The sequence below is a fragment of the Asticcacaulis sp. genome, assembly GCF_020217185.1.
In the GTDB taxonomy this organism is placed as follows: Bacteria; Pseudomonadota; Alphaproteobacteria; order Caulobacterales; family Caulobacteraceae; genus Asticcacaulis.
Genome location: NZ_JAIWNX010000162.1, coordinates 1 through 10,000, shown reverse-complemented (window position 1 = coordinate 10,000; position 10,000 = coordinate 1). Strand labels below are relative to the sequence as shown.

Here is a 10,000-nt window from a genome sequence, read left to right as displayed (position 1 = left end):
GGGGGGCTATACAGGAGCCCCCCCGGCGGGTCAAGCGGGATTCACGCCGGGACCACCAAAGGACGGCGGGCGCGGGCAGGACGACTATGGCCTGCCCGCCGCCACATAGGCGGCCACGCCCTTAGGCGGCAGGACAAGACGCAGTTGGCCGTCTTGCCCCGTCAGTTGCGCCGGCGCGCCGAGGTCCAAGGCCGAGGTCCACACCCCCTCGCCTTTCGTCTCAATCGTCTGCGGCGCGGCAGACAGGTTGATGAACACCAGCCCCCCCTGTCCGGCCTTCTGACGTGCAAAGACCAGCGTCTCCTCCCCGGCCTTCGACAGAAGCGTAAAGGTCCCGTCGGCCAGCACCGGATGCGCCTGCCGCGCCAGATAGAGGGCGCGGTAATATTCCAGCAGGCTGCCGCCTTCGCCGGTCTGCGCCTTTACATTATGGGTGGCCGCATTGGTGGCATAGGCGCGATAGGGCTGGGCCGCCGTGGTAAAGCCATGTCCGACCGCGCCATCCCAACTCATCGGGGCGCGCAGGCCGGGGTCGTCATACTTGCCATTATTGGCCAGCCCGATCTCTTCACCGTAATAGGAAAACGGCGTGTCAGACGCCAAAATCGACACCGCCGCCGCCACGCGGTAGCTGCCGGCATCAAGGTCATTGATCAGGCGGTCGCCGACATAGGAATCGTGGCTTTGCAGAACCAGCGGCATCAGGGCGCGCTTGTCCGACGCCAGTTGCGTCGCCAGCTTTGCCGACAGCCTGCCATCGCGGGCGCTGGACTTGATTTCCTTCTGCGTGCCGAAGGCGAAAGAGTTCGTACAGGCCTCACCGGCATAGAGGGCGGGCTGTTCGGAGGCTTCGCAGATCAGGTAACGGTTGGGGTAGGCCTTGACGACCGCATTGACCTGTTTCAGCACCTCAAGGTTTTCCGGCTGATCCATATAGGCGGTGGGGCCGTTTTCGACCAGCATGGTCACGGCGTCGATACGGAAGCCATCCACGCCCTTGTTCAGCCAGAAGCGGAAATTGTCGGCGTGATAGTCGATGACACGCTGATTTTTCAGGTTGAAGTCTGGCATCTGATCATCGAACAGCCCATAGAAATAGCCTTTGCCGACCTTGTTCTGGCGCCACGGCCCCCAGGAAAAGCCCGCCCACTTCGGGTCCTTGTCGGCGAAGATGTACCAGTCGCGATAGGGCGAGGTTTTCGATTGCGCGGCGCTGAGGAAGATCGGGTTGTCGTTGGCCGAATGGTTCATCACATAGTCGATGATGACGCCGATACCGCGTTTGTGCGCCTCGGCTACGAAGCGCTCGAAATCGGCCATCGTCCCATAGGCCGGATTAACGGCGCGATAGTCGCTGACGGCATAGCCGTGGTCCTTGTCCGCCGACGGGTGCATAGGCATCAGCCAGATGCCGGTCACCCCCAGACTTTGCAGATAGTCGAGCCGCGAGGTCAGGCCGTTGAAATCCCCGATGCCGTCGCCGTCGGAGTCCTGATAGGAGCGAACGAAGATCTCCATAAAGGTGGCGCTGCGGTTCCAGTGGACGGGCAGGCCATTGTCGCGCGGCTGAGCAGCGACCTTCGATACGTCGATTTTAGAGCGCATTCCGAAAAGTGTGCAGCGGTTTTCGGAATCAAATGCGCGACAAAACAGACGGCTGGAGCGAGATTTCGATTCAGTCTGAACGAAATCCGCTCTAGCCGTTTGCGCGTGCGCGACCGTGGCCAGCAGCGCACACGCCAGCGCCGCGCCTGTCAGCGATTTCAATACCATGCTCTGTCTCCCTGTCTTTTGACGCAGGAAAACACAGGCGCTCATTCGCGAACAGACACGCGACGGATGAATACGTATGCGGGGTTAGCTGCGGCCGCTTAAAGAGCCCGGTTCCTCGGCGACGCGCGGCTGATCAGAATCGCTTTTGACATAGTGCTCGTTGGCCAGCCCCTTGCCGTTCGGCGTTTTGGGCTGCATCCGCTCATCCTTGCTGTCCTTTTCGTCGCCATAGGATTCGCCCGCTTCGCCATTTGAGGGTTTATCGCGCGAAAAGTGCTCGCGGACATCGGCGGTTTCGGCCTTTTGCGGATCGTCGGTCTTATGTGGGGCGGTCATAGGCGTTTCCTTGCTTACGATTGAGACAAAAAAGCCCGGTCTGAGCCGGGGGACACTCAGACCGGGCCGATTATGTTGCACGTGCTGTCAGAGGCGGCGTGCGCAGGACAGGGTTGCTCGTTTCATGCCTCGACAGCTTAGGCTGCCTGGCATCAAAAGGCGCGAGGCGAGGCGTCACCGCTTCATAAGAAAGCGATCAGAGCGCGCGCAATACCGGCTCGGCCTCGTTCAGCGAAGCCTCCAGAATATCGACGATGCGGTCGATCTCGGCCTCGGTGATGATCAGCGGCGGGCACATGACGATGGTGTCACGGATGCCGCGCACCATCAGACCGTTCTTGATACAGATGTCGCGTACCACCGGACCGGCATGACCTTCGGCGCCCTTGAAACGCGTGTTGGTGCCCTTTTCGGCGACGATTTCCACCGCGCCCAGAAGCCCGATCGAGCGCGCTTCGCCGACCAGCGGATGGCCGTCGAGGCGTTTCAGGGCCTTGGCCAGATAGGGGCCGGTCACGTCGCGCGTGCGCTCGATCAGGCCCTCGCGCTCGATAATGCCGATATTCGCCAACGCCACGGCGCAGGCCGCCGGGTGACCCGAATAGGTATAGCCGTGCACGAAGTCGCCGCCGGTTTTCAGCACCTCGACGATATGCGACGACACGCCCACCGCCGAAATGGGCAGGTAGCCTGACGACAGCCCCTTGGCCATGGCGATGATATCCGGCTTGACGCCGTAATGCTGATGGCCGAACCACTGACCCAGACGCCCGAAGCCGCAGATCACTTCGTCGCATATCAGGAGTATACCGTACTTGCGGCACAGGGCTTCGACCTTGGGCCAGTAGCTTTCCGGCGGGATGACCACGCCGCCGGCACCCTGCACCGGCTCACCGATAAAGGCCGCCACCTTGTCCGGCCCGACGCTGAGGATGCGGTCTTCGATGTCCTGAACGCAGGCGTCGGCAAAGGCGTCCGGGTCCTGACCAAAGCCTTCGCCGAACAGATAGGGTTGACGCACGTGCTCGATGCCGGGAATGGGCAGACCGCCCTGCGCGTGCATAAAGGTCATACCCCCCAGCGACGCGCCGGCGACGGTCGAACCGTGATAGGCATTGCGGCGCGAGATGAAAACCTGACGCCCCGGTTCGCCTTTCAGCGTCCAGTAGTGACGCACCAGACGGAAGACCGTGTCGTTGGCCTCAGACCCCGACGAGTTGAAGAAGACGTGTTTGAGGTCCGGATTGCCCAGAACCATCTTCTCGGCGATCTTGGCCGCCAGCCGCACGGCGGGGGCGGTCGCCGTCTTGAAGAAGGTGTTGTAATAGGGCAGTTCCAGCATCTGCTTATAGGCCGCTTCGGCCAGTTCGCTACGCCCATAGCCGACATTGACGCACCACAGCCCGGCCATGCCGTCCAGCAGAGACTTACCGTCAATATCCGTGATCACACAGCCTTCGGCATGGGTGATAATACGGCTGCCGCCCAGTTGCTCCAGCAGCGCATAGTCGGCCTGCGCCGGCAGGTGGTGCGCCAGATCGAGCGCCTTCAGTTCGGCGGAGTCGTTGTTTTTGAGCGGAAGATTCATGACGGGCGCTCCGTGGCGGAAAGGTTTTCACGGGACTATAGCCCCGCCCCGCTAAAAGCGGAATGGCCAAATCACGGGCCGCGCAAAATTGTGATCACAATTTGCGGAAGGGGTTTACTGGAAATGATAGGAACCACAGATTACACAGATTTCACAGATAAATGGACGTTCGGGCCCCGCACCGGCGCGCAGCGCCCATCTGTGCAATCTGTGTAATCTGTGGTTCTAACCTTACTGGCGCTAGCTCTAAACTGAACGCTGCAAGCCTTATCAGAGGAGGCCAAGTTAAATCGCGTTTCCGCGCACCGCGGCGCCGAGCAAGCGGAAAAAGGCCTGACGGTCGGGATAAAGCTCCGGCTGCCATTCCGGGTGCCACTGCACGCCCAGCACCTGCGCGCCGCCGATATTGGCGCTGAAGGCCTCGACCACGCCATCCGGGGCCACGGCTTCGACGCTTAAGCCCTCGGCCAGCCGGTCAACCCCCTGAAAATGCACCGAATTGACCGTCAGCGTCTCGCGACCGACCGACCGCGCCAGCACGCCGTCTGGGGTGAGGGCCACCGGATGCCCGTGGTCAAACATGTCGGCGAAACGGGCTTTCGCGGGCGCATGATGATCAAGCCGCCCGGAGCCCTCAGGTGCCGTCCCCAGATCCCGGCGCAGCGTGCCGCCCAGCGCCACATTGATCTCCTGAAAGCCGCGGCAAATCCCGAAGACCGGCTTGCCCATCAGGGTCAGACTTTCGATCAGCGCCAACGACACCGCATCGCGTTCGGCGTCGAACGGCCCCTCCCCTTCGGCCTGACCATAGCGGCGCGCTTCAATATTGGAGGGCGATCCGGTCAGCAAAAGCCCGTCCAGTCGCGAAGCAACGGAACGGGCGTCAAAGAAACCGGTAATGGCCGGGATAAGGACGGCAGAGCATTCAGCGTAGGTGGTGGCGGCGCGAACATAACGGTCCATCACCGCCTGCGCCATTTCGACACCGAAGTCACGATGGCAGCAGGTGATACCGATGACCGGCAGGGCTTCGTGCATCCGCCGCTCTGCCCCCTCGCCTATTTGCGGCCGAACAGCCAGTCGAAGAAGCCGCGTTTCTTGACCTGCGCCTGCGCCTTCTTGACCTCTTCCTGCACCTTATGGGCTTCGGTCTGGGCCTTGGCCACGGCCTCTTCGACCGCCTCCCTGGCTTCGTTCAGCACCGGCTTGGCCTTTTCCACGGCCTCATCCAGCTTGTCTTTGGCGGCGGCGGCGACCTCTTCGGCCTTGTGTACCGCTTCCTCGATCTTCGGCTTGGCAGCCTCGACGACGTCGTCGAGCTTGGCCTTCGCCTGTTCCACGACGGGCTTGGCAGCCTCGGCGGCGTCTTCCAGCTTTTCCTTAGCCACGGCGGCGGCGGCGCTGGCGGTCTGGGCAGCCTTGTCGAGCGCCGGTTTGGCGCGCTTGACGGCCTTGTCGATCTCGCCCTGAGCCGCTTCGACAGCCTTGGTGGCACGGGTGCGCGCCTTTGTCACCTTGGGCTCAACGGCGGCGACAGTCTTGGCGGCGCGGGTCGTGGAGCGGGCAGCCTTCTTGACCTCAGCCTCGACAACCTTTTCGGCCTTTTCGACCTTGGCCTTGGCGGTCCTGGCGGCCTTTTCGATCTTGGCGGTGGCCGCTTTGGTGGCGGATTCGGCCTTCTTCGTCACAGCGGCGGCCGTCTTTGCTGCCTTCTTGGCCGTAGCGTCGGCAGCCTTGACGGTCTTTTCGGTCGCTGCCTTCACAGCGGCTTCCGCCGCAGGCTTCGGCGCCGGAGCCTTACGAGCGATGGTCTTTTTCACCCCGGCATCCGCCGGAATTTCCGCCGCTTTTACCGTCTTCGTCTTTTTTTCCGTCGCCATTGCCTACTTTCCCATTGGCGTAAGGGCCCCCTTACGCATAAAAGACCGTTGAAACGCTTCCGTCACATCGAATCGGACGATCTGCAAAGCCTACAATGACTTATAATCCACAACAAATCATCGCAAAAGGCCCCCGTCTGGTGGCAGAAACCGCTGCGGAGGCCATCGACAACGATGCCTGGCTCGAAGGCGCGACCTATTCGATCCTCGAAGAGGATGAGGACCGCAATATCTGGCGCATCGACGCCTTCCCCACCACTGAGGAAGAAGATCAGCGTTTACAAGAGCTTCTGGCAGGATATCCGGAACTGATCGTCACGGCGGATCAACTGGCCGATGCCGACTGGCTGGCCATGGCCCTGTCGGGTCTGCCGCCCGTGCGCGCCGGACGATTCTTCGTGTACGGTATTCACGATCGCGGCAAAAAGCCGCTCAACGCGGTTAATCTGCGCATCGAAGCCGGAGCGGCCTTCGGTACAGGGCATCACGGCACGACGGTCGGTTGCCTGTGGGCCTATAATGACCTGCTGAAAAAGCACCGTTATGAGCGCGTGCTGGATGTCGGTGCGGGCACCGGCGTGCTGGCCATCGCCGCCGCCAAGACTGGCACCAAATACGCCGTCGGCACCGATATCGACGCCATCAGCGTGCGCATCTCCAACGAAAATGCCAAGCTCAATTCGGCCGCCGCGCGCTTTGTGTGGGCCAACGGCCTGAACCACAAGGACGTGCGCAAGGACGCCCCCTACGATCTGGTCTTCGCCAATATTCTGGCCCGTCCTCTGGTCGGTCTGTCGCAGGCGATCAAGACGGCGCTCAAGCCGGGCGGCACGGTCATCCTGTCGGGCCTGCTGCGCACACAGGAACGCTTCGTCAAAGCCGCCTACCTGTCCAAGGGCTTCCGCGTCGTGCGCCGTATCCACCGCGATGCGTGGTGCACGCTGGTTATGCAGCGCGGCGGTTAATACCCGTAATCGGCCTTGCCGCCGGCCTTGGCCACCACCTCTATGCCGTCGATCCGCATGGTCTTATCGACGGCTTTCAGCATGTCGTAGAGGGTCAGGGCTGCCACCGAGACGGCGGTCAGGGCCTCCATCTCGACGCCCGTCTGCCCCGACGTCTTCACCTCGGCGCTGAGGCGAAAGCCCGGCAGGGCCTCATCCATCACGATCTCCAGCCCGACCTTCGACAGGCTCAAAGGGTGGCACAGGGGGATCAGGTCCGCCGTCTTCTTGGCCGCCATGATGCCCGCGATCTCGGCCGTGGCGATCACCGCCCCCTTGGGGGCCTTGCCGTCGCGCACAATACTCAGCGTCTCAGCGGCGCAGATCAGCCGCCCCTCAGCCCGCGCCTTGCGCACCGTGACAGCCTTCGCCCCGACATCGACCATGTGGGCGCGGCCATCCGTACCTATGTGTGTCAGGCTGTTTTCGCTCATGATGTCCACCGTTTCAGATCGTCGGCGTCTTTGGCCGTCGGTTCGACCCAGCGCGCAAAGCCCTCACCGACCTCGCGCTTCCACAGGGCCGCCTCGGACTTGAGCCGGTCCATCAGATAGTCCGCCGCCTCAAAGGCCGCCCGCCGATGCGCAGAAGCGGCCGCCACAAACACAATCTCGTCTTCGGCCTTCACCTCGCCACAGCGATGCGCCACCAGCAGGGCCTGCACATCGAAACGCTCAGCGGCGGCCTCAGCAATAGCCTTGAGGCTCTGCTCGCTCATGCCGGGATACCAGTCGAGCCACAGATGCGACACCGCGCCCGCGGTCGTCTCACCGCGCACCCGGCCGGAAAAGGTGACAATGGCCCCGGCCCCGCGATTGGCCTCGACAAAGCGGCCATAGAGGGTCTGTCCGTCCAGCGCCTGCGGCAGCAACAGGGTTTCGACCACCGCCATGCCCTCAGCCTCCGGAAAAGACAGGAAAAAAGGCCACCTCATCGCCATCCTGCAACGCGCGGTCATCGTTGGTCAGCACCTGATTGACGCTCATCAGCACCCGCTGCGCCTCCAGCCCGCCAGACGCAAAGGCAGGTTCCAGAACGCTTTGGCGCAGGTCAAACAGCCGCCCCGACGTATCAGCAAGGTCCAACACGCGCCGCCGCTCGCCCATCACGTCGGCCACCTTGCCAAAAAAGAGAACTGTGACCTTCATAAAGCTACCGGTGGAAAACGGTTGGGGAAAATCGGTCGCCCACAAAATTACCTTATTCTTTTTTCACGAAAAGCTGTAAGTTGTGTGTGGGTGAACGCTTTTTTATCGCCATGCACGCACGACGCGGGGGGTGTCAATGCCTGTAGGTTTTATTCTTTTTCGAGGCCGGTATTAGGTTCGTATGGCCATTTTTAATTATCGTATTTTGCGATTTCTGGCCAAGTCCGGCTTGATGGGACGGCGCAACGTGAAGTTGACGCTGGCTGATCCCAATGATCAGATTTCGTACAAGTCGCTGCTGCAACGCCCGCAGGTGCATCTGGACCACGCGGCGCTGAACGCCTTCTATGCCGGCAAGCGCATCCTGATTACCGGCGGCGGTGGTTCCATCGGCTCTGAGATCGCGCGTCAGGCCCTGCGATTGGGGGCGGCGCACGTCACCCTGATCGACCACAGCGAACTGGCGCTCTACGATGTCGAGCAGTCGCTGAACCTGGAGTTTGGCAAGCCGCCGGTCAGCCTGATCCTGTGCTCCATCCGGCGCAAGGCGCGCCTTGAGGCCATTTTCGTGGCGCAGAAGCCCGACGTCATCTTCCACGCGGCGGCGCTCAAACACGTGCCGATGGTCGAGATCAATCCGTCGGAAGGCGTGCTGACCAATGTCATGGGCACGCAGTACGTCATCGACGCGGCGCAGGCGGCCAATGTGAAGCAACTGGTGCTTATCTCGTCGGATAAGGCCGTGGCGCCGGCCTCGATGATGGGGGCGACCAAGCGTCTGGCCGAACACCTGATTTCGTCGCAAATGGGCCATCTCAATCAGGCCTGCGTTGTGCGCTTTGGCAATGTGCTGGGCTCGACAGGGTCCGTGGTGCCTTTGTTCCGCGCGCAGATCGACCGCGGTGGGCCGATTACGCTGACCGACCCCAAGGTCGAGCGCTTCTTCATGACCATTTTCGAGGCGGTGCAGCTGGTCATGACGGCGGCCATGCACAACGCAACAAACCTGTCGGAAAAATCGAGCCTGTACATCCTCGAAATGGGTGAGCCGATCCGTATCTACGATCTGGCCAAGCGCATGATCGACATGTACGGCCTCAAGGTCGATAAGGACATCAAGATCGTCCTGACCGGCCTGCGCGACGGCGAAAAGATCACCGAGGCGCTGTTGGACGACAACGAAATCCGTGAGCCGCTGCGGCCGGGCATTTTCAAGGTGGTCAATCAGGCGATGGACCTGCACCTGCCGCCCAATCTGATGAGCGAGTTGTTCACGCTGGCCGAACGCGGCGAGGACGAAATCGTCAAGGCGCAGGTTTTCCGCTTCGTCAAAACCCTGCGCGACTACTCCCCGCCTCCGCCGACGCCACACACCGAAGAGGTGTAGAAAAAAACCCCGCTGTCACCAGCGGGGTTTTTTGCATCTCAATCCTTATGCGGGTCTTCGGCATCGGGATCATCGGTAGTGAGGAATTCGAACCAGATCCCGTTCAAAATCCCGAAGGTTACGGCCAGACCGAGGCCCAGCACCCAGGTAAAATACCACATTTTGCAACTCCTTGCCTGACGACGTCAGGCTCAAGAAAGATGTGAAAAATTTTCGCAGGGCCGCCCCAAGAAAATTTTTCGCCATCCTGAGAAGGGGGCACATGGGGGAAACAGGGTTTCCCCCATGCTCTCAATAGAGGTCCGGATTCGTCTTCAACGCCTTCACTTCGATGCGGCCGAACAGCACCTTATAAACCCACGCCGTGTAGAGCAGGACGATGGGCAGGAAGACCAGCGTCACACCCAGCATGATGAACAGGGTGGTGTGCGAGCTGGAGGCCGTCCACACCAGCAGGCTGGAGCGGGCGTCGATGGTCGAGGGCAGGATGATGGGGAACATCGAAACGCCCACACTGCCGATAATGCCCAGCACGCCGATGGAAGACCCGATGAAGGCCCACGGATCGGCCTTGGTCTTCAGGCCCAGAAGCGCCAGCAGCGTGCCCACAAAGCCCAGCACCGGAGCCGCGATCATCCACGGATAGGTGCCGTAGTTGAGGAGCCACGCGCCGGCCTCCTTGACGACCTCGGCATTGCGCGGATTGGACGGGCCATTTACGGCGACGTCGCCCACGACCTTGAAGCCCAGACCGCCATAGGCGAGATAGACGCCACCCAGCGCATAGAGGACGATCACCGCCAGAGCCGCATAGACGCCGTAGGTGATGGCGCGGTCACGCAGGGCACCCTTTTCGATCTTCAGTGACACCCAGGTCGCCCCTT

General features: G+C 61.6%; 12 protein-coding genes. 2 read left to right on the top strand and 10 right to left on the bottom strand.

Annotated elements, in window-relative coordinates; all coding sequences use genetic code 11:
• Positions 1-84 precede the first annotated feature (84 nt).
• From LDL37_RS08075 to LDL37_RS08055, 5 genes are all read right to left on the bottom strand, one after another.
• Entirely contained in the window at positions 85-1,605 is a 1,521-nt protein-coding gene (locus LDL37_RS08075) for an alpha-amylase family glycosyl hydrolase (RefSeq protein WP_290796498.1), read from the bottom strand.
• Between the two features lie 252 nt (positions 1,606-1,857).
• Positions 1,858-2,109, bottom strand: coding sequence for a hypothetical protein (locus LDL37_RS08070; RefSeq protein WP_290796495.1), 252 nt, complete (start codon positions 2,107-2,109; stop codon positions 1,858-1,860).
• A 196-nt stretch (positions 2,110-2,305) separates the two neighbouring features.
• Positions 2,306-3,697, bottom strand: coding sequence for an aspartate aminotransferase family protein (locus tag LDL37_RS08065; protein WP_290796492.1), 1,392 nt, complete (start codon positions 3,695-3,697; stop codon positions 2,306-2,308).
• Positions 3,698-3,982: 285 nt separating this feature from the next.
• Positions 3,983-4,735 carry a gamma-glutamyl-gamma-aminobutyrate hydrolase family protein gene (locus LDL37_RS08060; RefSeq protein WP_290796489.1) on the bottom strand — a complete coding sequence of 251 codons (753 nt, stop codon included), beginning with the start codon at positions 4,733-4,735 and terminating at the stop codon, positions 3,983-3,985.
• Between the two features lie 20 nt (positions 4,736-4,755).
• The gene (locus LDL37_RS08055) at positions 4,756-5,577 is read right to left on the bottom strand and encodes a hypothetical protein (protein ID WP_290796486.1); all 822 of its coding nucleotides are present in this window, start codon (positions 5,575-5,577) and stop codon (positions 4,756-4,758) included.
• A 95-nt stretch (positions 5,578-5,672) separates the two neighbouring features.
• Here LDL37_RS08055 and LDL37_RS08050 point away from each other — a divergent pair, with 95 nt between their 5' ends.
• Positions 5,673-6,542 (top strand): 50S ribosomal protein L11 methyltransferase, encoded by an 870-nt coding sequence (locus LDL37_RS08050; RefSeq protein ID WP_290796483.1) that lies wholly within the window; start codon positions 5,673-5,675, stop codon positions 6,540-6,542.
• Here LDL37_RS08050 and moaC read toward each other — a convergent pair.
• The 3 genes from moaC to LDL37_RS08035 are packed head-to-tail and all read right to left on the bottom strand — an operon-like array spanning position 6,539 to position 7,774.
• Positions 6,539-7,015, bottom strand: coding sequence for a cyclic pyranopterin monophosphate synthase MoaC (moaC, locus tag LDL37_RS08045; RefSeq protein ID WP_290796480.1), 477 nt, complete (start codon positions 7,013-7,015; stop codon positions 6,539-6,541). The two genes, LDL37_RS08050 and moaC, sit on opposite strands and share 4 nt — an antisense overlap.
• Positions 7,012-7,515, bottom strand: coding sequence for a molybdenum cofactor biosynthesis protein MoaE (locus tag LDL37_RS08040; protein ID WP_290796477.1), 504 nt, complete (start codon positions 7,513-7,515; stop codon positions 7,012-7,014). Before LDL37_RS08040 ends, moaC begins: the two co-directional genes overlap by 4 nt.
• Positions 7,478-7,774: a MoaD/ThiS family protein gene (locus tag LDL37_RS08035; RefSeq protein ID WP_290796474.1), complete on the bottom strand. Its 297-nt coding sequence runs from the start codon at positions 7,772-7,774 to the stop codon at positions 7,478-7,480. The genes LDL37_RS08040 and LDL37_RS08035 overlap by 38 nt, the downstream gene beginning before the upstream one ends.
• 202 nt (positions 7,775-7,976) lie before the next feature.
• Between LDL37_RS08035 and LDL37_RS08030 the strand changes: the two genes are divergently transcribed.
• Positions 7,977-9,116 (top strand): polysaccharide biosynthesis protein, encoded by a 1,140-nt coding sequence (locus tag LDL37_RS08030; RefSeq protein WP_290796471.1) that lies wholly within the window; start codon positions 7,977-7,979, stop codon positions 9,114-9,116.
• A 38-nt stretch (positions 9,117-9,154) separates the two neighbouring features.
• Here LDL37_RS08030 and cydX read toward each other — a convergent pair whose 3' ends face one another.
• Together cydX and cydB are read right to left on the bottom strand one after the other, a co-directional pair.
• Positions 9,155-9,277, bottom strand: a complete 123-nt coding sequence (cydX, locus tag LDL37_RS08025) for a cytochrome bd-I oxidase subunit CydX (RefSeq protein WP_126419631.1) — start codon at positions 9,275-9,277, stop codon at positions 9,155-9,157.
• 130 nt (positions 9,278-9,407) lie between these two features.
• On the bottom strand, positions 9,408-10,000 hold a 593-nt coding region (cydB, locus tag LDL37_RS08020), incomplete at its 5' end, for a cytochrome d ubiquinol oxidase subunit II (RefSeq protein WP_290796467.1).

Bases quoted from the DNA above. Each gene is read 5' to 3' on its own strand.
- LDL37_RS08050 (WP_290796483.1), top strand. From the start codon at position 5,673: ATGACTTATAATCCACAACAAATCATCGCAAAAGGCCCCCGTCTGGTG.
- LDL37_RS08060 (WP_290796489.1), bottom strand. From the start codon at position 4,735: ATGCACGAAGCCCTGCCGGTCATCGGTATCACCTGCTGCCATCGTGAC.
- moaC (WP_290796480.1), bottom strand. From the start codon at position 7,015: ATGAGCGAAAACAGCCTGACACACATAGGTACGGATGGCCGCGCCCAC.
- LDL37_RS08055 (WP_290796486.1), bottom strand. From the start codon at position 5,577: ATGGCGACGGAAAAAAAGACGAAGACGGTAAAAGCGGCGGAAATTCCG.
- LDL37_RS08065 (WP_290796492.1), bottom strand. From the start codon at position 3,697: ATGAATCTTCCGCTCAAAAACAACGACTCCGCCGAACTGAAGGCGCTC.
- LDL37_RS08070 (WP_290796495.1), bottom strand. From the start codon at position 2,109: ATGACCGCCCCACATAAGACCGACGATCCGCAAAAGGCCGAAACCGCC.
- LDL37_RS08040 (WP_290796477.1), bottom strand. From the start codon at position 7,515: ATGAGGTGGCCTTTTTTCCTGTCTTTTCCGGAGGCTGAGGGCATGGCG.
- cydX (WP_126419631.1), bottom strand. From the start codon at position 9,277: ATGTGGTATTTTACCTGGGTGCTGGGCCTCGGTCTGGCCGTAACCTTC.
- LDL37_RS08075 (WP_290796498.1), bottom strand. From the start codon at position 1,605: ATGCGCTCTAAAATCGACGTATCGAAGGTCGCTGCTCAGCCGCGCGAC.